Genomic DNA, 20,634 nt, shown 5'->3' with positions numbered 1-20,634 from the left:
CCAGTCTGGCTGCGAAAAGGCGTCGTGAGCAGGGAGTGTGTGATGACGGCAATCAGCCGGGTACGCGGTCGGCAGATCCTCGACAGCCGGGGCAACCCGACCGTGGAGGCCGACGTGGTGCTCACCGACGGGTCGACCGGCCGGGCCGCCGTGCCGTCCGGGGCGTCGACGGGGGCGAACGAGGCGGTCGAGCTGCGCGACGGGGACCACACGCGTTTCCACGGCAGGGGTGTCACGACGGCGGTCGCCGCGGTGAACGGTGCGATCGCCGACGCGGTGCTCGGGCTCGACGCGGAGGACCAGGCGCTGATCGACGAGACGATGATCGCTCTCGACGGTTCGAAGGACAAGAGTCGACTGGGCGCCAACGCGATCCTCGCGGTGTCCCTGGCGGCGGCCAAGGCGGCGGCGTCGGCGCACCGGCAGCCGCTCTACCGCTATGTCGGTGGTGTCGGGGCCCGCCTGCTGCCGGTGCCGATGATGAACATCATCAACGGCGGCGCACACGCCGACAACCCGCTCGACTTCCAGGAGTTCATGATCGCCCCGGTCGGGGCGCAGACGTTCGCCGAGGCGGTCCGGATGGGCTCGGAGGTCTTCCACACCCTCCGGATGTCCCTGGCGGCGGCCGGGCACAGCACCAACGTCGGTGACGAGGGCGGCTTCGCGCCGACCTTCACCGACGCCGACGAGGCGCTGCGTTTCGTGCTGCGCGCCATTGAGGACGCCGGGTACGAGCCCGGCACCGACCTGACGATCTGCCTCGACCCGGCCAGCTCGGAGTTCTTCCGGGGCGGCCTCTACGACTACGTCGGGGAGGGGCGTCAGCGCACCGTCGAGGAGCACATCGACTACCTGGTGGACCTCGTCGCCCGATACCCGATCAGCTCGATCGAGGACCCGATGGCCGAGGACGACTTCGCCGGCTGGAAGCGGTTGACCGCGTTGGCGGGGGAGCGGGTGCAGTTGGTCGGCGACGACGTCTTCTGTACCGACGTCGACCGGTTGCGCGACGGGATCGAGGGCGGTTACGCCAACGCGATCCTGGTCAAGGTCAACCAGATCGGCACGCTCACCGAGACCCTCGCCACTGTGGACGCCGCCCACAAGGCGGGCTACCGGGTGGTGCTGTCACACCGTTCCGGCGAGACCGAGGACACCACAATCGCCGACCTGGCCGTGGGCGTCGGCTGCGGCCAGATCAAGACCGGTTCGCTGTCGCGCTCCGATCGCACGGCAAAGTACAACCAGCTCCTCCGCATCGAGGAGGAGCTGGGCGACCGAGCCGTCTATGCTGGGCGCCGCTGAGAACCCCACCCGCCGCGATCTTGCACTTTCTGTCCCCGCACAAAGCACGTTTCCCCGCGTTTCGGCGACCGTAACTGCAAGATCGGCGCGGGTGTGGGCGGGCTCTGATCTCTCGGAGGGACAGTGCTGATGGTTGACATCACCGTGCGACCCATGACCTACGCCGACGCCGACCGGGTTCTGGCGATCTACCAGGTGGGTCTTGACGCCGGCAACGCCAGCTTCGAGGTCACCGCTCCCACCTGGGCGGCCTTCGACGCGGCACGGTTGACCGGGCACCGCTTCGTGGCCGTCGACCACGACGGCGGCATCGTCGGCTGGATCGCCGTCTCGCCGACCTCGACCCGCGCGGTCTACGCCGGCGTGGTCGAGCACTCCGTCTACGTGGACCCGGCCGCCCAGGGTCGTGGCGTCGCCCGCCTGCTGCTGGACGCACTGATCACCTCCACCGAGGCGGCCGGCATCTGGACCATCCAGTCCGGGATCTTCCCGGAGAACACCGCCAGCCTCACGCTGCACCAGCGGGCCGGGTTCCGCGTGATCGGCGTACGCGAGCGGGTCGGCCGCCACCACGACCGTTGGCGTGACGTCGTCCTGCTCGAACGCCGCAGCCCCGTCATCACCTGACGAGCCCACGCCGCGCCGACCGGGACCGGTTCGCCGGTCGGCGCATCCTGGCGGAGGGCGCCGGTTGCTCGGCAGCGAACATGCTGCTGTCCCGGGTTCGGCATCGCCAGCAACGGCCACGACGTGCGGATCACCAACAACCACGTGGCGATGGACTGGCTGTCGTCGCAGGAAGCCGAGGACTAAGGCGGTGTCTGGCGGGCCGAGTCCAAGTACTACGACGGCATCAACGTCTGGTTCGGCGCCGACCGCACCGTCATCTCCGGCAACACCATCACCGAGTGTGGCCAGGCCGGCGTCTACACGCAGCAGGTGACGAACCTGGTGGTCGCCGACAACACCGTGTCGGGCTGCCAACTGCGCGGCATCGAGGTCGACGGCAGCGCCCGTGGTTCCCTGCCCCGGTCGGGGCAGGCCGTGGGCGTCTCCATCACCGGCAACGTGGCGACCAACTGTGTCGGCCACATCAACGTTCTGTCCGCCCGGGACGTCACGGTGGTCGGCAACCGGGTGGAGAATCCGAACGCGAGCCGGGCCGTCAGCTGCGTCGCCGTGCACCAGGGCTCCACGAAGGCCGTCGTGGTGGGCAACCACCTGCGTCAGGCGCACCCCTCGCATCCCGCCGTCTTCGTGGACACCGCCTCGGTCGACGTCACGCTGGCGTGGAACGCCGTGGAAGCGGCAGTTCCCTACCAGGCACCGGCGGACACGGTGATCATCCGGCGCAGTGGCGCCGGGCAGATCCGTACCGACGGCAAGCTCATCGCCGTCGGCGGGATCGGAGTCGGCAACAGCGTCGCCGCCACCACGCCGGGTGCGGTGGTTCGCAAGATCGAGGTGTTCTCCTCCACCGGTCAGAGCCTGGGCTGGGTGCCCGTCTACAACTCGATCACCTGATGTCGTAGACCGACGTGCCGGTGGGCGCTTGCATCGATGCTCGTCGACTGCGATGCTGTGGTCGGTCGTGCTCGGGAGCCAGCGCGCACCACACCCACTCCGGTCCGCAGGGCGCACGCGGTGGTCACGTCACCCGTGCCGGGCAGTCCTCGTCGGTGACCGGGCACCCGAGCGCGGCACCGGCCACCACCTCGGTCCTCGGTGCCTGCTAGACCACGGAGGCACCGATGCTTCGCACGTTCCTCGCCGTCACGACCATGGCGCTGGCCGCCTGGGCCGGGACCGCCGTCGCCGAGGCGACGCCAGCGCCGACACCGTCGGCCACGTCGTCACCCACTGCGGTACCCACGCCCACGCCGATAGCCACGCCCACGCGCACTGCGGCGCCCACGCCCACCCCGATCGTCACGCCCACGATCGCCTGTCCGCCGGCGCTGCCGATCAGCGCCCGTGTCGCCGCTGTCACCACCACGAGCGTGACCATCTCGTACTCGATATTCTTCCCCCCGCCCTGCGGCTACGACCCGCCGATGACCATCAGCCTCTTCGCCAGCCGCGAGGACGCCCAGCAGTGGCGGGCACCTGTGGCGACGGCCGTCTCCGGGCCGGAGCGCACCGGCTCGGTGACCATCGACCGGCTGACGCCCAACACCGAGTACTGGTACCGGTTCACCGACCCCAACGGCAAGCGGGATCCGTTCATTCTCGCGTCGGCCCGGACCGCCTCGCTGACGTCGTGCCGTGCGACGGCCACGATCGACGCCCACTGGGGCAGCGGTTACGTCGTCACGGTCGTTGTGCGCAACATCGGAAGCCAGCCGGTGGACCGGTGGCGCGTCTCGTGGCGGTGGACCGGAGACGAGCGGGTCGAGACGGTCTGGGGTGGGGTGATCGAGACGACAGGTGCCGACGTCTCGGTCCGCAACGCCACGTACAACGGGACCCTGGCGCCGGACGGTGTGGCGAGGCTCGGCCTTGTCGTGTCGGCCAGTGCGGTGCCCGACGGGTTGATGCTGACGTGTGACGCGTGAGTGACGTCCGCCCCGCCGTCGCGGTCAGTGCGGCGGCGGGGCGGTGTCCGGTCGGTCAGGGCTTGCGCGCCACGGCGCCGTAGGCGTCGATCCCGACCGCGTCGGGATCTTCCGGTCGCCACCGGGGGATCGGCACCAGGCCCGGCTGCACCATCGTCAGCCCGTCGAAGCAGCTCTCCAACTCCTCCGGGCTGCGCAGGATGTACGGCACTCCGCCGCTTCGTGCCAGCCGCTGCGCGCCGGAGACCACCGCCGGGCTGGTGTTGGTGCCGTCCCAGAGCACCAGGTACGAGCCGGAGGGCATCGCGTCCATCGTCCGCCCGACGATGGAGCGCACCACTGCCAGGTCGGGCTCGTAGCCCAGCACACCCATGTACATCACGGCGACGGGCTTGTCGAAGTCGAGTGTCTTCGCCGCCTCGGCGAGGATCTGCTCCGGGTCGTGGTAGTCGGCCGGGACGTAGGTGGTGACGCCCTCCGAGGTCGTGTTGGCCAGCAGCGCCCGCGCGTGCACCAGCACCATCGGGTCGTTGTCCACGTAGACGATCCGCGACTCGGGCGCGACGCTCTGGGCGACCGCGTGCGTGTTCTGCATGGTGGGCAGGCCGGTGCCGATGTCCAGGAACTGCCGGATGCCGGCCTCGGCCGCGAGGTGACGCACGGCGCGTACCAGGAACACACGCGACTGCTGCGCCATGAGGACGATCTCCGGGTAGACCTCGGCGACGGCGTCACCGGCCGCACGGTCGGACGGGAAGTTGTCCTTGCCGCCCATCCAGTAGTTCCAGATCCGGGCCGCGTGTGGCACGTCCGGCTGAAGCGTCGCGGCGAGTTCGGCGTCCGGACCGGCCATGCCAGGCTCCTGTCGAGAGGTCGTCGGCGGGAGATCACCACCGGCAGTACGACCGGGAGCGTACCCCGATGCTGTCCACTGTCGACGCTAGACAGCAGGGGTGACGGGCGTCTCGCTCGGTCCGGGGGCTTGAATTCCTACTTCACCGGTAGGAAAATCGAGGACATGCCGCCGGTTCGGTTGCTCACCTCCCGCCGGGTCGTCGACCTGATGCGCGTCGCCGCGCAGCTCTGTCCCGGCGCTCCCAGCGCGGCCTGACCGGGCCGCCCAGCCCTCGCCGGCCCCCTTTCCCGTCGCCGACGCACGGTCGCGACCCCCGCACCCCGCGCCCGCGGCGGCGCATCTCGTCGAGGAGGACCCTGCCATGACCAACGACACCGTTTCAGCGACAGCGGTGGACCCCCGGCTCGACTTCGAGGTGGCCTGGTGGGAGTGGCACCGACGCCACGAGGAGGTTCGGGCCGACCCGCACGGCATCCTCGCCGTCACCGGTCTGCACTGGCTGACCTCGGTGCCGCAGCGGTTCCCCGACGTGCCGGGGGAGTGGCACACCGGCGACGACGGGCCGGTGGTGGCTCTCGACGACGGCGAGTTGCTCGTGATCGACGGCCGGCAGGTCCACGGTCGGCACGAGTTCGGGCCGATCGCCGAGCGTGCCGGCGTCACCGTGGGCATCGACGGTGGGGTGCTGGAGGTGGCCCGCCGGGGCGGGCACGACATCCTCCGTCCCCGGCGACCGGAGCACTCGCTGCGCCTCGGCTACCGGGGCACCCCCACCTATCCGCCCGACCAGCGGTGGGTCCTGAGCGGGCGCTTCGTACCCTTCGACAGCCCTCGCCCGACCACCGTCGGCGCGGCGGTGGAAGGGCTCACGCACGTCTACGACGCCCCCGGCCAGGTCGAGTTCGCCGTCGACGGGGTGCCGCTGCGCCTGACCGCTTTCAACGGCACGGCCCCCGGGAGTCTGTCGGTGCTCTTCATCGACACCACCTCCGGTGTGACGACATATCCGGCCAACCGGTCCCTGGCCGTCGGCACACCGGACGAGCAGGGTCGGGTGACCCTCGACTTCAACCGGGCCACCAATCTGCCGTGCGCGTACACCGACTTCGCGACCTGCCCGCTGCCCCCGGCGGAGAACCGGCTGCCGGTCGCCGTCGAAGCCGGCGAGCAGATCCCGTACGAGCTGCCGGCGGGCGATTCCGCCGGCCGTTCGTAGCCCTCCGCGTACCAACCCCTCGGGAGGATCGTCATGCCCCAGTCCACCGACGCCCCGGTCGACGCCGACAGCGACGCGCTGCGGGCGCTGCTGCGCCACCAGGCCAGCACCGTCACGGTGGTCACCGCGCCCGGCTCGCCCGCGGTCGGCTTCACCGCCACCTCGTTCACCTCGGTGTCGCTGGCGCCGCCGATCGTCTCGTTCTGCCTGAACCTCGGTTCGTCGAGCTGGCCCGCGGTCGCCCGTGCCCGGCACGTGGCGGTGCACCTGCTCGCCCACCACCAGCAGGAGCTTGCCCGGACCTTCGCGACGAGCGGCATCGACCGGTTCGCCGCTCCCACCCGCTGGCAGGCCGGCCCGGAGGCGGTGCCGATCCTGGACGACACCCTGGCCTGGCTGCTCTGCCGGGTCGTCGACCGGGTGACCGTCGGCGATCACGCCGTCGTGCTGGCCGAGCCGGAGGTGCTCCGGCACGCCGACGTCGGCTCGCCCCTGCTGTACCACCGGGGCCGCTACGCCGGGCTGGCCGGCGACCAGAGTGCGGCGGCCCGTCGTTCCGCCGCCTGACCGGGCGCTCGCACGCCCCAGTCCACACGGAGCATGCCCAGTCCACACGCAGCATGCCCAGTCCACACGGAGGAGGATGCCGTGCAAGCGATAGTCGCCGCCCCGGATACCCGCGCGGGGTTCCGGGTGACGGACCTGCCCGATCCCACTCCAGGTCCGGGGCAGGTTCTCGTCGAGGTGCGACACGTCGGCGTCAACGCCGGCGAGATCCGTCACCTCGACGTCTGGCCGGCCGGGGCCGTGCTCGGGCACGACGCCGCGGGTCACGTGGTGGGCGGCGGCGTCGACGGGTCCGGCCCGCGCGAGGGTGACCAGGTGGTCGCGTTCGGCCCGGGCGCCTGGGCCGGCCTCGCGGTGTTCGACGTGGACAGTGTGGCGGTGGTGCCCGCAGCCGTCGACCTGGCCGAGATGGCCGTGCTGCCCACCGTCGGCCTCACCGCCCTGCGCACACTGCGGACGTCGGGGCCGCTTCTCGGTCGTCGGGTGCTGGTCACGGGTGCGTCCGGGGGTGTGGGTCGGGTCGCCGTCCAACTCGCCCGGCGCGGCGGCGCGTACGTGGTCGCGGTGGTCGGCTCGCCGGCTCGTGGCGCGGGGCTGGCGGATCTCGGCGCCGACGAGGTCGTGGTTGGTCTCGACGCGATCACCGACCCGGTCGACGTGGTGCTGGAGACGGTCGGTGGCGCCCACCTGGTGGCCGCCTGGGGTCTGTTGGCCCCGGGCGGAGTGCTGCACAGCATCGGCTGGGCCTCCGGCGAGCCGGCCGTCCTTCCGGTGAACTCCACGTTCGCACCGGGCGCGGCACGGACGCTGCGTTCCTTCGGCGACGCCACCGCCCCGGGGTCGGATCTGGGTCTGCTCGCGGACCTGGTGGCGCGTGGAGCCCTGCGAGCGCCGATCGGTTGGCGCGGCTCGTGGCAGCGTCTCGAGGAGGCGGTCGACGCGCTGCGGGAGCGCCGGGTGGCCGGGAAGATCCTGCTCGACCTGGACTGAGCCGGAGCGGTGTCCGCCGACCGCGGCAGCAATCCTGTAAACCCTATAGCCCTAGTAGGATATCCGTCAACGGATCGACGTCCACGCGTGCGATAGCCGACATCCATCGGCGGATTCGTTGACACCACCGCCGCCCGGAAGGTGGACTCGGCTCATGTCCAGCGAGCTGCGGTTGACGATCCGCGGTCACATCGACTTCGGTCGGGTGTGGTCGAGTTCCTGTCTGGCCTGACCCGGCACCCTCGCCCGTAACCCGGCCCCGCCGCACCGGCCCGCCGGGGTGAGGCGCACCGCCGCGCCGCCACCGCGCCGACACCGTCACCGACCCGCGCCCACGCGCCGGGTCAGGTGTCGGCACACCCGCTTCCGCCTGCCTGGACAGGAGATCTCCGCATGCCCGCGTACCGTCTGCGTACCCTGGCCGCCGCCGCGCTCGCCCCACTGTTGGCCGTCGTCGCCGGCTGCTCCACCGGCACCACCCCGGCCGCCTCGGCGGCCGGCCAGCCCCGCTCCGGCGGCACCCTGACCTGGGCCGTGGAGACCGAGCCGATCACCCTCAACCCGCACCAGTACGCGCAGGCCAAGGCCCGCCTGCTGGTCTGGAACACCTTCGAGTCCCTGCTCACCTACGACAAGCAGGGCAAGCTGGTGCCGTGGCTGGCGACCGGCTGGCAGGTCGCACCGGACGGTCTGTCCTACACCCTGACGCTGCGTGACCGGGTCACCTTCACCGACGGCACCCCCTTCGACTCGGCCGCCGTCAAGGCCAACGTCGACAAACTCCGCGAACCCGGGTACGCCCCGGGCGTCGCGGCCGTCCAACTGCGCAACCTCAAGGCCGTCGAGACCGTCGACCCGCGCACCGTACGGCTCGTCCTCACCGCGCCGGACGTGCTCATCCTCGACTTCCTCGCCTCCCCGCAGGGCGCGCAGGTGTCCCCGACGTCGCTGCGGCAGGCGAAGAACCTCAAGGCCGGTGGCACCGACGTGGCCGGCACCGGGCCGTTCGTGCTGGACCGCTACGTCCCCGGTCAGGAGCTGCGCTATCGGCGTAACCCCGGCTACGACTGGGCGCCGCCCACCGCGACGCACACCGGCCCGGCCTACCTGGACGGGATCACCTACCGGTTCCTCAAGGAGTCGGCGGTGCGGGTCGGTGCCCTCACGTCGAGCCAGGTGCAGCTCATCGAGGGGGTGCCCGCGACCGATCAGCCGCTGGTCACCGGCAACCGGGCGCTGCGCCTGGACCGCGAGCTCAACTCCGGCTCGGCGTACTCCTACTACTTCAACACCTCCCGTCCGCCCTTCGACGACCTGCGGGTCCGGCAGGCGTTCCGGGAGGCCGTCGACGTCGACACCGTCTTGAGGTCCGTCTACCGCGACACCGCCACCCGCGCCTGGAGCGTGATCAGCCCGTCCAGCCCGCTCTACGACAAGCGCCTCGAAGGCGGTTACGGCGGCGACGCGGGCAGGGCCAACACCCTGCTCGACCAGGCCGGCTGGGCCACCCGGGACGCCGACGGCTACCGGGTGAAGGACGGCCGGCGGCTCACCGTACGGCTCGTGCAGGCCGCACCCTTCGTCCGGGACCGCCGCGACGTCCTGGCCCAGGCCGTGCAGGCCGCCGTCAAGCAGAGCGCCGGCATCGACCTGAAGGTCTCGCTCGTCGACCAGGGCACGGCCACGGAGGCGTTCCAGCGCAACGAGTACGAGGTCTTCGACAACTCCCGCGCCGACACCGACGCCGGTGCCGCGCTCAACCTGCTGCTGCACTCCAAGGGCGGCATCAACCGCACCCAGCTCAACGACCCGCGCATCGACAGGCTGCTGGAGGCCGGTCAGGCCGCCGCCGACCCGACGAAGCGCGCCAGCATCTACGCGGACGTGCAGCAACAGGTCGTCGCCGAGCGGGCCGTGGCGCTTCCGCTGTACGCGCCGGCCGACCAGATCGCCGCCAGCACCGCCGTCGGCGGGGTGCGCTTCGAGCCCACCGCCGGGGTGCCGGCGAGCGCCTACGACCTGTGGATCGGCAAGTGACATGAGCCGCCCACCCGTGCATGCCGTGGCCCGCCGGCTCGGTGCCGGCCTGGTCGTTCTCTGGGTCGCCGCCACCGCCGCCTACCTGGCGCTGCTGGCCGCGCCCGGTGACACCGTGGACAACATCGTCGGCGACGGTGCGGACACCCCGCAGATCCGTGCCGAGATCGTCGCCGAGTGGGGTCTGGACCGACCGGCCCTCGTCCAGTACGCCGACTACCTCCGCCGGCTCGGCGAGGGCGACCTGGGCCGCTCCTACCTGCTGCAACGCCCGGTCGCCGAGGTGATCGGCGAACAACTCGCCCCCACCCTCACCCTCGCGGTCGCCGCCGCCGGGCTCGGGGTGCTGCTCGCCCTGCTGATCGCGGTCGCCACGGCCGGGGACCGGCGACCCTGGCTGCGCCGGGTCAGCTCCGGCACCGAGTTGCTGCTGGTCTCCACCCCGTCGTTCCTGATCGGGCTCGTGCTGCTCAGTGTGCTGTCGTTCCGGTTCGGGCTGTTTCCGGTCTCCGGCGACCAGGGGGTCACCGCGTTGGTGCTGCCCGCCGTCACCCTGGCGCTGCCCATCGCCGGGGTGCTCGCGCAGGTGCTCCGCGACGGGATCGACCGGGCCCTCGACGAGCCCTTCGTGCTCACCGCCCGGTCCCGGGGTGTACGCGAGCGCACGGTGTTGCTGCGCCACGCACTGCGCCACGCTCTCCTGCCGGCGGTCACCCTGGCCGGTTGGCTCTTCGGCATCCTGCTCGGCGGTGCCGTGATCGTCGAACAGGTCTTCGGGCGGCCAGGTCTCGGCCAGGTCACCCTCAGCGCGGTCACCAGCGGGGACATGCCTGTGGTGCTGGCCGTCGTCACCCTCTCGGCTGCCGTCTACGTGGTGGTCAACACCGCCGCCGACCTGGCGTACCTGCTCGTCGACCCGCGTCTGCGAAGGAGCTGACCCGATGACCGTCACCCTGGGCCCGCCGCTCACCGACGCGGCGGCGCTGACCCTCGCCGACCCGGCCCGTCCGGCCGTACGCCGACGACCCCGACCGCGACCCGGCCTGCTCGTCGCCGGGGCGTACCTGCTCCTGCTTGTCGTCGCCGCGGCCGGGCCGGCGGTGCTGGCCCCCGGCGACCCCCTCGCCGCGGACCCGCTGGCCGTGCTCTCCCCGCCGAGCGCGGCGCACTGGCTCGGCACCGACCACCTCGGCCGCGACGTCTGGACCCGGGTGGTGCACGGTGCCGGGCACTCCCTCACCATCGGAGTGGCCGCCACCGCGCTCGCGGTGACCGGTGGCGTGCTGCTCGGCCTGCTCGCCGGCCTCGCGCACCGGGTCGCCGACGAGGCGCTCAGCCGTACGCTCGACGCGCTGTCGGCGTTTCCGATGCTGCTGCTGGCGCTGTTGTTCATCGCCATCGCCGGCCCCGGCACCGTCAGCCTGATCGTCGCCATCGGCATCGCCACCCTGCCGCACCACGCCCGGGTGGTCCGCGGTCAGACGCTCGTCGTCCGCCGTTCCGGCTACGTCGAACAGGCCGTCACCTTCGGCCAGTCCCGGCCCCGGCTGGTGCTGCGGCACGTGCTGCCCAACGTGGTCGGCCCGGTGCCGGTGCTCGCGGTGATCGGGCTCGGCGAGGCGGTCCTGGCCGCCGCCGGGCTCAGCTTCCTCGGCATGGGCCCGCAACCACCGTCGCCGGAGTGGGGAGCGATGCTCTCCGAGGGACGCAACTACCTCCAGGTGGCCTGGTGGATCAGCATCCTGCCCGGCCTGGCGGTCACCGCCACAGTGGTGTCGCTGACCGTCGTCGGCCGCCACTGGCAGGCCCGCTTCGACGGGCGGCGGCGCTGATGGCCCCCCTGGTCACGGTCGAGGACCTGCACGTCGACTTCGACACCCCCACCGGCCGGGTGGCCGCGGTGCGGGGGATCAGCTTCACCGTCGAGCGCGGCGAGTGCGTGGCGGTCGTCGGGGAGTCCGGCTCCGGCAAGAGCGTCACCGCTCGTACCCTGGTCGGGCTCGCCGGGCCGGGCGCGCAGGTCCGCGCCGCCCGGCTGGAGCTGGCCGACCAGGACGTACGGGGGCACCGGCCCCGGGACTGGCGGCGGGTGCGTGGCCGGCTCGCCGGGCTGGTCCTCCAGGACGCGCTGGTCTCCCTCGACCCACTGCGGACGGTGGGTGCCGAGATCGGCGAGGTGCTCGCCACCCACGGCATCGTCGGCCGCCGGGAACGGGCTGGTCGGGTCGCCCACCTGCTCGACGAGGTGCACCTGCCGGAGCCGGAGCGCCGCGCCCGGCAGTATCCGCACCAGCTCTCCGGAGGGTTGCGCCAGCGGGCCCTGATCGCCTCGGCGATCGCGGGGGAGCCGGCCCTGCTCATCGCCGACGAGCCCACCACCGCACTGGACGTCACCGTGCAGGCGCAGATCCTGCGGTTGCTCGCCGAGCGGCGGGCCGCCGGGGTGAGTCTGCTGCTGATCAGCCATGACCTGGCGGTCGTCGCCCAGATCGCCGACCGGGTCCTGGTGTTGCGCGACGGTCGGATCGTCGAGCAGGGTCCCACCGGCACGCTGCTGCGGGCTCCCGCGCACCCGTACACCCGGCAGTTGCTGGCGGCGGTGCCCTCGGCGACGTCGCGGGGGCGCCGGCTCGGGGTGTCGCGGGCCGGGGACGTGCGGACGGCCCTGCCCGCCCGGCCCGAGGTCCGCGCCGACGACACAGTGCTCGACGCGGACGGGCTGACCAAGACCTACGGCGGGCACACCGTGGTGCGGGACGTCTCCTTCTCCATCGCGCGGGGCGAGACGCTCGGCCTGGTGGGGGAGTCCGGTTCCGGCAAGAGCACGGTCGCCCGGATCGTCGCCGGTCTGCTCGACGCCGACGCGGGCGCCGTCACCTTCGAGGGCACCGCGTGGGCCGGCGTGCGGGAGCGGGCCCGCCGCCCGCTGCGGCGCCGGTTGCAACTGATCTCCCAGGACCCGCTGAGTTCCTTCGACCCCCGCTACACGGTCGGACGGGTCGTCGCGGAGAACCTCGACCCCGACGTCAGCCGCTCGGATCGGCGTGAGCACGTCGTCGACCTGCTGCGTCGGGTCGGTCTCGGCGCGGACCTGGTCGACCGGCACCCCCGGCAGCTCTCCGGCGGCCAACGGCAGCGGGTCGCCATCGCCCGCGCGATCGCCCCCCGGCCGACCCTGCTCGTCTGCGACGAGCCGGTCTCCGCCCTCGACGTCTCCGTGCAGGCACAGGTGCTCGACCTGCTGGCCGACCTGCGGGCCACCGACGGCACCGCCCTGCTCTTCATCTCCCACGACCTGGGTGTGGTGCACCACCTCAGTGACCGGGTGCTCGTCATGCACGACGGCGCGGTGGTCGAGCGGGGCCCGGTCGGCGACGTCTTCAGCTACCCCCGACACGACTACACCCGGTCCCTGCTGGACGCGCTGCCCACGCTGGTCACCGCCGGCCGACCGTAGGAGGAACACCCATGACCGACAAGAGCCTGCACCTGGCCGTGGCGCTCGACGGTCTCGGCTGGCACCCCGCCGCCTGGCGGCTCTCGCGCGCCGAGGCGACCGCGCCACTGACCGCCCGCTACTGGAACGCCCTCGCGGGCGAGGCCGAACGCGGCACACTGGACCTGCTCACCATCGAGGACAGCCTCGACCTCCAGACGTCCGGGCCGGACGGCCCGGACGACCGCACCGACCAGCTCCGGGGACGACTCGACGCGGTGCAGATCGCCGCCCGACTCGCCCCGCTGACCCGGCACATCGGGCTGATCCCGACCACCAGCACCACCCACACCGAGCCGTTCCACGTCTCCACGGCGATCGCCACGCTCGACCACGTCAGCGGCGGGCGGGCCGGTTGGCGGCCCCGGATCTCCGCCCGTAGGGCCGAGGCCGGGCACTTCGGCCGCCGCGACGTCCCGCCGCTGAACCCGGCCCGGCTCGACGAGCCGGAGGTCGTACGCCTCGTCGGCGACCTCATCGCCGAGGCCGGCGACGCGGTGGAGGTGATCCGCCGGCTCTGGGACAGTTGGCAGGACGACGCCGTGATCCGGGATGTGCCGACCGGTCGCTTCGTCGACCGCGAGCGGCTGCACTACGTCGACTTCACCGGCCGGTGGTTCTCCGTCAAGGGGCCCTCCATCGTGCCCCGGTCGCCGCAGGGGCAACCGGTCGTCGCCGCGCTGGCCCACTCGTCGGTGCCGTACGCGTTCGCCGCCCGGCACGCCGACGTCGTCTTCGTCACCCCGACCGACCCCGGGCACGCCGCCGCGATCGTGGCGGAGGTACGGGCGGCCGAGGAGACCGTCGGCCGGACCGACGCCCCGCTGCGCATCCTCGCCGACGTGGTCGTCCTGCTCGACGACTCGCCGGCGTCGGCCGGCCAGCGCAGGGCGCGTCTCGACGAGTTGCACGGTGCGCCGTTCACGTCCGACGCGGCCATCTTCGCCGGCACCCCGGGGCAGTTGGCCGATCTGATCGTCGCCTGGCACCGCGCCGGAGTGGACGGTTTCCGGCTGCGGCCGGCCGTGCTCCCCGACGACCTGGTCGCGATCACCCGGGCGCTGGTGCCCGCACTGCGGGATCGGGGCCTGTTCCGCGCCGGCTATCCGACCGGGACGCTGCGCGACCTGCTCGGCCTGCACCGACCGGTCAGCCGGTACGCCGCCGTGGCGACCGCCTGAGCACTGGAGACCCTCATGCCCAAGCAGATCGTCCTGGCCGCCCACTTCCCCGGCGTGAACAACACCACCGTGTGGAGCGACCCGGCCTCCGGTAGTCAGATCGACTTCTCCTCCTTCGTCCACCTGGCCCGCACGGCGGAACGGGGGAAGTTCGACTTCCTCTTCCTCGCCGAGGGACTGCGTCTGCGCGAGCAGCGGGGCCGCATCCACGACCTGGACGTGGTCGGCCGCCCGGACACGTTGACGGTGCTCGCCGCCCTCGCGGCGGTCACCACGCACCTGGGTCTGGCCGGCACGCTCAACGTCACCTTCCGCGAGCCGTACGAGTTGGCCCGGCAGTTGGCCAGCCTCGACCACCTCTCCGGCGGGCGGGCGGCCTGGAACGTGGTCACCACCTCCGACGCGTTCACCGGGGAGAACTTCCGCCGGGGCGGCTACCTGGACCGCTCGCTGCGCTACGACCGGGCCGCCGAGTTCGTGCGTACCGCGCGGGAGTTGTGGGAGTCGTGGCCGGCGGAGGCGATCGTGGGCGACCGCGACGGTGGCCGCTTCGTCACCGACCCCGGTTCCGGCGCGTTCGCCCACCACGGCGACCAGTTCGACATCGCGGGGCACTTCACGGTGCCCCGCAGCCCGCAGGTGCACCCGGTGATCCTGCAGGCCGGCGACTCGCCGGACGGGCGCGAGTTCGCCGCGTCCAGCGCCGACGCGATCTTCTCCCGGCACGGCACCCTGGAGGACGGCCAGGACTTCTACCGGGACGTGAAGTCCCGGCTTGCCTTCTACGGCCGTCAACCCGAGGACCTGTTGATCATCCCCGGTGTCACATTCGTGCTCGGCGACACCGACGCCGAGGCGCAGGAACGCGCGCACCACATCCGCCGCCAGCAGGTCAGCCCACAGACCGCGATCCTGCTGCTGGAACAACTCTGGAACCGGGACCTGTCCGGGTACGACCCGGAGGGCCCACTGCCCGCCGAGGACCCGGACGTCTCCGGCGACGCGATCAGCCGGGGCCGGACGGGCATGTATCCCGACCCGGTCGACACCGCGCGGCGGTGGCGGGCCCTGGCCGAGGAGAAGGGACTCGGCATCCGCGATCTGATCATCGAGGTCACCGGCCGGCAGTCCTTCGTCGGCACCGCGCGGCAGGTCGCCGAACGGATGAACCACTTCGTGCAGTCGGACGCCGCCGACGGGTTCATCCTGGTGCCGCACCTGACCCCCGGCGGGCTCGACGAGTTCGTCGACCAGGTCGTGCCGCTGTTGCAGGAGCGCGGCGTCTTCCGCACCGAGTACACCGGCACCACCCTGCGCGACCACCTCGGTCTCGGCCCCGCCCGCCCGGTCGCCCGACCCTCCAGCCGAAAGTGACGGTTCCGGCGTGAAGTTCCTGCTGATCACCCTGATCACCCACCTGCCCGACCCGGTCACCGGTCAGCGCAGGAGCACCACCGACCGGTTCCGGGACGTGGTCGACACGGCGGTCCTCGCGGAGGATCTCGGCTTCGACGGGTACGGCGTCGGTGAACGCCACGAGCGCCCGTTCATCTCGTCCTCACCACCTGTGGTGCTGAGCCACATCGCGGCCCGTACCTCCACCATCCGGCTGTTCACGGCGGTCACCACGCTCAGCCTGCTCGACCCGGTGCGCGCCTACGAGGACTACGCCACCCTCGACCACCTCAGCGGCGGCCGACTCGAACTGATCATCGGCAAGGGCAACGGTGCCGCGCAGGCACAACTGTTCCACGTCACCGCCGAGGACCAGTGGGACCGCAACCGGGAGGGCTACGAGCTGTTCCGCCGGCTCTGGCGGGAGGACCGGGTCACCTGGTCCGGTACCTACCGGCCGCCGCTGACCGACGCCGAGACCTGGCCCCGCCCGCTGCAACAGCCCATCCGCGTCTGGCACGGCAGCGCCACCAGCAGAGACTCGGTCGACCTCGCCGCCCGGTACGGCGACCCGATCTTCTCGGCCAACGTCACCAACCCGATCGAGCCGTACGCCGAACTCATCCGTCACTACCGGGAACGGTGGGTCCACTACGGGCACGATCCGGCCGACGCGCTCGTCGGCGCGGGCACCGCCGGTTTCTACGTGGCCCGCACGTCGCAGGAGGCGGTCGAGCGGTACCGGCCGATCTTCGCCGCCCGGGTGGCCGCATTCCGGCGACTGGGCGTCCAGCCGGTCTTCGCGACCCTGGAGGACGCCATCGGGCGCAGCTCGATCCTGGTCGGCAGCCCGCAGCAGCTCGCCGACAAGGTGCTGCGCTACCACGAGCAGTTCGGCCACGAGGTCATCTACCTCCAGGCCGACCACGACGGGCTGACCGACAAGCAGCACCGGGAGAGCCTGGAGCTGTTCCAGGCCGAGGTGGCCCCGGTGCTGCGTCGGGAGATCCCGAGCCGCCCCTTCGCACCGCCGGCGACCGCCGCCGCGGCGGCCTGACCAGAAACGGGGACCAGCATGCCGTCCACTCCACTGTCCATCCTCGACCTGTCCCCGGTGCCCGCCGGCGCCACCGTCAGCGACGCCCTGCACAACACCGTCGACCTGGCTCGGCGGGCCGAGCAGTCCGGCTACCACCGCTACTGGCTGGCCGAGCACCACCTCGCCGCCGGCGTCGCCAGCTCCGCTCCGGCCGTCCTGATCGGGCAGGTCGCCGCGGCCACCAGTGTGCTGCGCGTCGGCTCCGGGGCCGTCCAGGCCGGGCACCGCACCGCCCTGTCGGTGGTCGAGGAGTTCGGCACCCTCGCCGCCCTGTACCCGGGCCGCATCGACCTCGGGCTGGGCCGCTCCGGTCAGCGGCGGATCGAGGCGGCCCAGGCGGTCGCCGCGCCGGCCCCGCCGCCGGTGGCGGCCCGGGTGGTCGACGGACTGCTCATCCCGCCGCCGTTCTCGTACGCCCAGGTGCTCACCTCACCGCGCTTCGCCCTGAGCACGGCCCTGCTGCACCAGCCGGGCGCGCAGCCGCCACCCTTCGCCGAGCAGGTGGCCGACGTGCTGGCCCTGCTGCGCGGCGACTACACAGACGCCGACGGCCTGGACGCGCACGCCGTGCCGGGGGAGGGCACCGACCCGCAGGTGTGGTTGCTGGGCAGCAGTGGCGGGGAGAGCGCCCAACTGGCGGGCGCGCTGGGCCTGCCCTTCGCCGCCAACTACCACGTCAGCCCCTCCTCGGTGCTCGACGCGGTCGCCGCGTACCGGGCCGCGTTCCAACCCTCGGCGACGCTCGCCGAACCGTACGTGGTGGTCTCCGCCGACGTGGTCGTGGCCGAGACCGACGACGCGGCCCGACGGCTGGCCGCACCGTACGGGCCGTGGGTGCGCAGCATCCGCAGCGGCGAGGGCGCGATGCCGTTCCCCAGCCCGGAGCAGGCCGCCGCGCTGCCCTGGAACGAGGATGATCGCCAGTTCGTCGCCGACCGGGTGGACACCCAGTTCGTCGGGGCACCCGGCACGGTCGCCGAGCGGCTGCGCACCCTGCGCGACGTCACCGCCGCCGACGAGCTGCTGGTCACCACGATCACCCACGCCCACACCGACCGGGTCAGCTCCTACGAACTGCTCGCCAAGGAGTGGACCGACTGAGGAGGAGGGGCGTGCGCACCCACGGTGGAAAGATCCACGTGCGATGCGTGAACCAGCGCCCGTGTCGGGGCATCCCAGGTGGTGACAGATCCCGCAGAGGAAAGGACTGCCCATGCACGGCAAACTGCTCGCCGGTGTGGCACTCACCGCCGCGGTCGGCGCCGGCTGCACCCCATCGGTCGACCGGGTCGGTGGTGACGCGGGGCCCGCCGGCGGCGCCACCCAGTCGGCACCGAGCGCCCCGACGACCGCCAGCTCCGGCCCGGGTACGCCGACCGCCGGCAGCGCCACCCCGGCTGCTCCGGTCTCCGGCGCCGCCGGGCCCGCCAACCAGGTGAGCGAGATCCGGCAGACCGACTGGCCCAACGCGGTGATCCGCAAGCTGGGCTTCTGTGGCGAGTCCGACGACAGCGTGGTGTACCGCAACGGGTCGAACGGGTTCGACGTGCCGTGCCGGATCCTGCCGGGCGGCGCGCAGCCGGTGTACGGCGAGTTCATCGTCGAGGAGCCGGCGAACGCGCCGTCGACCGAGGACGCGCTCGTCCTCGTCGAACTGGGCAACCCGAACGCCGCGCGACGGCAGGCCCTCGTGCCCGTGCAGCTCTCCGACAACGGCCGGGGGCGCTACGCGTGGCCGGTCATCAGGGGAGACCAGCCCAGTTCCGGGGGCGACCAGGTCATGACGTTCGTCTCGTACCGGTTGGTGGGCCAGAACGTGGAGGCCACCGTCCGCACGCTCGACGGCGGCACCGAGACCCGGCGGTGGCGCAAGGCCGACGGCAGCGGCAACTGGGAACGGTACTAACCGCTACGACGCGGGCGGGTTGCCCTGCACGCGCAGCGTGCCGAGGATCTCGTCGGTGCGATCCGGGCCCCCGCTCTGTCTGACCTGGACGTAGACGTCGAGGGTGCCGTTGGGTGAGGTCAGGATGACCTCGCTGAAGGACGTCGTGGTGGTGGCGCACCGCGTCCAGCGCCGGACGCTCCCGCTGAGGCTGCCGACCGTGATCGTGCGGTCGGCGGCGCGGGTGCACCGGTTGTGGCCGGTCAGGGTGGGCGGGACCGTCGCGCCGGTGCGGGTCCGGCTCACCCCGACGAACACGCCGGGTGTGGGGCTGTTCGCGGTGGACCACTCGGTGAGGTCGGGCCCGACGACCAGGCCCGGGTAGTGTGCGCCGGGCGGGCCGAGCACGCCCGGTTTCCAGCCGCCGTCGCGCAGTTGCCGGGCCCAGTCGTCGGGCACGGCGACGGAGACGGTGCCGGTCCCGTCGCGCACCCGTGTCCAGCCCGGTGGCGTGGCGGAGGCGGCGGACGAACCGGCCAGGACCAGCGTCGTGGCCGCCGCGCCGACGGTGGTGAGGGCCCGGCGGGCGCGCTGCGGCGACCGCCGGGCCGGAGCCGTCCGTGCGTCGAGCAGACCCTCCAACGCGGAGGCGTACGCGGCCGCGCTCGGCCAGCGGCGGCCGGGTTCGCGCTGCAGGGCCCGACGGACGACACGCTCGACGGCCGCGGGCACCCGGGCCGCTGTCTCCGCCGCCTGCCCCGGCGGCAGCCCGGTCACCATGTGGTGGGTGAGGGCGCCGATCGCGTAGACGTCGGCACGCGCGTCCAGCGCGCCGCCCGGGACGAGCTGCTCGGGTGCCATGTAGCCGGGTGTGCCGGCGACCAGGGTGAACCCGGAGGCGTGCGCGAGTGCCTTGGCCAGCCCCAGGTCGGCGACGAGCACCCGGCCTCCGGCGGCCGGGGTGTCGAAGAGGACGTTGGAGGGCTTGAGGTCGCGGTGCAACACACCCTTGTCGTGCAGGACGGCCACCGCCCTGGCGATGTCGGCGGCGATCCGCAGCGCCTCGGGCACCGGCAGCGGACCGTCGGCCAGCCGCTCGGCGAGCGTGCCGCCACCGGCGTACGTCATCACCAGGTACGGCCGGCCGTCGGGCAGCTCGCCGATGTCCAGCACACGGACCAGGTGGTCGGAGTCGACCTGGCGCATGAACCGCGCCTCCTGGCGGAACCGCGCCCGGATGTCGGCCCGCTGCGACCAGTTCTCGGCGAGCACCTTCACCGCCACCGGGGCCTGCAACTCGTCGTCGTACGCCAGCCACACGGTGGCGAACGCACCGGCGCCGACGGGTCGTGCGACGCGGTACCGGCCGACCTGTGGCGGGATGGACACGGCCGTATTATCCGGCAGCCGCAGCCGCGGTGTCGCACAGGGAACGGGGGAGCGCCGACATTGGACGGGTCGTCGATCGAGGAACTAGCGCGCCGGGCAGCGGCCGGTGACAGCGCGGCACGTGACGAGTTGCTGGTGGCCATCGGTCCGCGGGTGCTGGAGCAGTGCGGGCGGTTCCTGCCCTGCCGGCAGGACGCGGAGGAGGCGGCGCAGGACGCGTTGATGCAGGTGGCCAGGCACATCGAGCGATTCGAGGGTCGGTCGCTCTTCACGACCTGGTTGCACACCGTGGTCGCCAACTGCGCGCGGCAGACCTACCGGGCGCTGCGGCGACGGGCGGCCGAGCGGCCGAGCGCCCTGCTGCCCGTCGAGGTGGCCGATCCCCGCACGACAAGCGTCATCGCCGGGTCGCGTCTCGACCTGCTCGACGCATTGGACAGGTTGGAGGCCCACCGGCCGGAGTTGGTGACGGCACTCGTGCTGCGCGACCTGTGTCAGCTCGACTACCAGGAGATCGCCGGGCAACTGGGCATTCCGGTCGGCACGCTGAAGTCCCGGATCCACCACGCCCGCAGACACGTCCGGGAGTCGTTGCAGGGCGGGGAATAGGACCGCCTTCTTTCGGAAATGGCATCGATCTGGGATTTTGTCGCTGATCGA

Annotated in this window: 20 protein-coding genes; 17 read left to right on the top strand and 3 right to left on the bottom strand. The window is 72.5% G+C overall.

Features of this window, described 5'->3' with window-relative positions; all coding sequences use genetic code 11:
• The first annotated feature begins 42 nt into the window (after positions 1–42).
• The 3 genes from eno (at position 43) to ACGFIQ_RS08560 (ending at position 2,832) form a co-directional block, all read left to right on the top strand.
• The gene (gene eno, locus ACGFIQ_RS08570) at positions 43–1,308 is read left to right on the top strand and encodes a phosphopyruvate hydratase (protein ID WP_393241300.1); all 1,266 of its coding nucleotides are present in this window, start codon (positions 43–45) and stop codon (positions 1,306–1,308) included.
• A gap of 129 nt (positions 1,309–1,437) precedes the next feature.
• Positions 1,438–1,935: a GNAT family N-acetyltransferase gene (locus ACGFIQ_RS08565; protein WP_393241297.1), complete on the top strand. Its 498-nt coding sequence runs from the start codon at positions 1,438–1,440 to the stop codon at positions 1,933–1,935.
• 225 nt (positions 1,936–2,160) lie between these two features.
• Positions 2,161–2,832 (top strand): right-handed parallel beta-helix repeat-containing protein, encoded by a 672-nt coding sequence (locus ACGFIQ_RS08560; RefSeq protein ID WP_393242159.1) that lies wholly within the window; start codon positions 2,161–2,163, stop codon positions 2,830–2,832.
• Positions 2,833–3,040: 208 nt separating this feature from the next.
• Here ACGFIQ_RS08560 and ACGFIQ_RS08555 read toward each other — a convergent pair whose 3' ends face one another.
• Entirely contained in the window at positions 3,041–3,316 is a 276-nt protein-coding gene (locus ACGFIQ_RS08555; protein WP_393241294.1) for a hypothetical protein, read from the bottom strand.
• Between ACGFIQ_RS08555 and ACGFIQ_RS08550 the strand changes: the two genes are divergently transcribed.
• The gene (locus ACGFIQ_RS08550; RefSeq protein WP_393241291.1) at positions 3,309–3,863 is read left to right on the top strand and encodes a cellulose binding domain-containing protein; all 555 of its coding nucleotides are present in this window, start codon (positions 3,309–3,311) and stop codon (positions 3,861–3,863) included. The two genes, ACGFIQ_RS08555 and ACGFIQ_RS08550, sit on opposite strands and share 8 nt — an antisense overlap.
• 55 nt (positions 3,864–3,918) lie before the next feature.
• Here the strand turns inward: ACGFIQ_RS08550 and ACGFIQ_RS08545 are convergent, their stop codons facing one another.
• On the bottom strand, positions 3,919–4,716 hold the full coding sequence (locus ACGFIQ_RS08545) for an SAM-dependent methyltransferase (protein WP_393241288.1): 798 nt from the start codon (positions 4,714–4,716) through the stop codon (positions 3,919–3,921).
• A 364-nt stretch (positions 4,717–5,080) separates the two neighbouring features.
• On the opposite strand from ACGFIQ_RS08545, the gene ACGFIQ_RS08540 reads away from it, so the two are divergent.
• From ACGFIQ_RS08540 to ACGFIQ_RS08485, 12 genes are all read left to right on the top strand, one after another.
• Positions 5,081–5,935, top strand: coding sequence for a DUF1684 domain-containing protein (locus ACGFIQ_RS08540; RefSeq protein WP_393241285.1), 855 nt, complete (start codon positions 5,081–5,083; stop codon positions 5,933–5,935).
• 33 nt (positions 5,936–5,968) lie between these two features.
• Complete coding sequence (locus ACGFIQ_RS08535; RefSeq protein ID WP_393241282.1) at positions 5,969–6,502, top strand: flavin reductase family protein; 534 nt, start codon at positions 5,969–5,971, stop codon at positions 6,500–6,502.
• An 81-nt stretch (positions 6,503–6,583) separates the two neighbouring features.
• Positions 6,584–7,492 (top strand): zinc-binding dehydrogenase, encoded by a 909-nt coding sequence (locus ACGFIQ_RS08530; protein WP_393241279.1) that lies wholly within the window; start codon positions 6,584–6,586, stop codon positions 7,490–7,492.
• A 393-nt stretch (positions 7,493–7,885) separates the two neighbouring features.
• Positions 7,886–9,529, top strand: a complete 1,644-nt coding sequence (locus tag ACGFIQ_RS08525; protein WP_393241276.1) for an ABC transporter substrate-binding protein — start codon at positions 7,886–7,888, stop codon at positions 9,527–9,529.
• Between the two features lies 1 nt (position 9,530).
• Positions 9,531–10,466 carry an ABC transporter permease gene (locus ACGFIQ_RS08520; protein WP_393241273.1) on the top strand — a complete coding sequence of 312 codons (936 nt, stop codon included), beginning with the start codon at positions 9,531–9,533 and terminating at the stop codon, positions 10,464–10,466.
• A 4-nt stretch (positions 10,467–10,470) separates the two neighbouring features.
• A complete protein-coding gene (locus ACGFIQ_RS08515) occupies positions 10,471–11,361 on the top strand; it encodes an ABC transporter permease (RefSeq protein ID WP_393241270.1) in 891 nt (296 codons plus the stop codon).
• Positions 11,361–12,986 carry a dipeptide ABC transporter ATP-binding protein gene (locus ACGFIQ_RS08510; protein WP_393241267.1) on the top strand — a complete coding sequence of 542 codons (1,626 nt, stop codon included), beginning with the start codon at positions 11,361–11,363 and terminating at the stop codon, positions 12,984–12,986. Before ACGFIQ_RS08515 ends, ACGFIQ_RS08510 begins: the two co-directional genes overlap by 1 nt.
• Before the next feature lie 11 nt (positions 12,987–12,997).
• Positions 12,998–14,206: an LLM class flavin-dependent oxidoreductase gene (locus ACGFIQ_RS08505; RefSeq protein ID WP_393241264.1), complete on the top strand. Its 1,209-nt coding sequence runs from the start codon at positions 12,998–13,000 to the stop codon at positions 14,204–14,206.
• Between the two features lie 15 nt (positions 14,207–14,221).
• A complete protein-coding gene (locus ACGFIQ_RS08500; protein WP_393241261.1) occupies positions 14,222–15,580 on the top strand; it encodes an NtaA/DmoA family FMN-dependent monooxygenase in 1,359 nt (452 codons plus the stop codon).
• 10 nt (positions 15,581–15,590) lie between these two features.
• Positions 15,591–16,658: an LLM class flavin-dependent oxidoreductase gene (locus ACGFIQ_RS08495; RefSeq protein WP_393241258.1), complete on the top strand. Its 1,068-nt coding sequence runs from the start codon at positions 15,591–15,593 to the stop codon at positions 16,656–16,658.
• A gap of 18 nt (positions 16,659–16,676) precedes the next feature.
• Positions 16,677–17,801 carry an MsnO8 family LLM class oxidoreductase gene (locus ACGFIQ_RS08490; protein WP_393241255.1) on the top strand — a complete coding sequence of 375 codons (1,125 nt, stop codon included), beginning with the start codon at positions 16,677–16,679 and terminating at the stop codon, positions 17,799–17,801.
• 112 nt (positions 17,802–17,913) lie between these two features.
• Positions 17,914–18,606, top strand: a complete 693-nt coding sequence (locus ACGFIQ_RS08485; RefSeq protein ID WP_393241253.1) for a hypothetical protein — start codon at positions 17,914–17,916, stop codon at positions 18,604–18,606.
• A gap of 3 nt (positions 18,607–18,609) precedes the next feature.
• Here the strand turns inward: ACGFIQ_RS08485 and ACGFIQ_RS08480 are convergent, their stop codons facing one another.
• Positions 18,610–19,974 carry a serine/threonine-protein kinase gene (locus ACGFIQ_RS08480; RefSeq protein WP_393241250.1) on the bottom strand — a complete coding sequence of 455 codons (1,365 nt, stop codon included), beginning with the start codon at positions 19,972–19,974 and terminating at the stop codon, positions 18,610–18,612.
• Between the two features lie 60 nt (positions 19,975–20,034).
• Here ACGFIQ_RS08480 and ACGFIQ_RS08475 point away from each other — a divergent pair, with 60 nt between their 5' ends.
• The gene (locus ACGFIQ_RS08475) at positions 20,035–20,583 is read left to right on the top strand and encodes an RNA polymerase sigma factor (protein WP_393241247.1); all 549 of its coding nucleotides are present in this window, start codon (positions 20,035–20,037) and stop codon (positions 20,581–20,583) included.
• The last annotated feature ends 51 nt before the right edge of the window (positions 20,584–20,634 follow it).

This window comes from Micromonospora sp. NPDC048898 (assembly GCF_043198035.1).
GTDB lineage: Bacteria > Actinomycetota > Actinomycetes > Mycobacteriales > Micromonosporaceae > Micromonospora.
The sequence above is the reverse complement of the archived record's forward strand: the minus strand, read 5'-3'. Positions and strand labels throughout refer to the sequence as shown.

Coding starts and splice junctions, on each gene's coding strand:
- eno (WP_393241300.1), top strand. CDS start 43: ATGACGGCAATCAGCCGGGTACGCGGTCGGCAGATCCTCGACAGCCGG.
- ACGFIQ_RS08565 (WP_393241297.1), top strand. CDS start 1,438: ATGGTTGACATCACCGTGCGACCCATGACCTACGCCGACGCCGACCGG.
- ACGFIQ_RS08555 (WP_393241294.1), bottom strand. CDS start 3,316: ATGGTCACGCTCGTGGTGGTGACAGCGGCGACACGGGCGCTGATCGGC.
- ACGFIQ_RS08545 (WP_393241288.1), bottom strand. CDS start 4,716: ATGGCCGGTCCGGACGCCGAACTCGCCGCGACGCTTCAGCCGGACGTG.
- ACGFIQ_RS08540 (WP_393241285.1), top strand. CDS start 5,081: ATGACCAACGACACCGTTTCAGCGACAGCGGTGGACCCCCGGCTCGAC.
- ACGFIQ_RS08535 (WP_393241282.1), top strand. CDS start 5,969: ATGCCCCAGTCCACCGACGCCCCGGTCGACGCCGACAGCGACGCGCTG.
- ACGFIQ_RS08525 (WP_393241276.1), top strand. CDS start 7,886: ATGCCCGCGTACCGTCTGCGTACCCTGGCCGCCGCCGCGCTCGCCCCA.
- ACGFIQ_RS08520 (WP_393241273.1), top strand. CDS start 9,531: ATGAGCCGCCCACCCGTGCATGCCGTGGCCCGCCGGCTCGGTGCCGGC.
- ACGFIQ_RS08515 (WP_393241270.1), top strand. CDS start 10,471: ATGACCGTCACCCTGGGCCCGCCGCTCACCGACGCGGCGGCGCTGACC.
- ACGFIQ_RS08510 (WP_393241267.1), top strand. CDS start 11,361: ATGGCCCCCCTGGTCACGGTCGAGGACCTGCACGTCGACTTCGACACC.
- ACGFIQ_RS08505 (WP_393241264.1), top strand. CDS start 12,998: ATGACCGACAAGAGCCTGCACCTGGCCGTGGCGCTCGACGGTCTCGGC.
- ACGFIQ_RS08500 (WP_393241261.1), top strand. CDS start 14,222: ATGCCCAAGCAGATCGTCCTGGCCGCCCACTTCCCCGGCGTGAACAAC.
- ACGFIQ_RS08490 (WP_393241255.1), top strand. CDS start 16,677: ATGCCGTCCACTCCACTGTCCATCCTCGACCTGTCCCCGGTGCCCGCC.
- ACGFIQ_RS08485 (WP_393241253.1), top strand. CDS start 17,914: ATGCACGGCAAACTGCTCGCCGGTGTGGCACTCACCGCCGCGGTCGGC.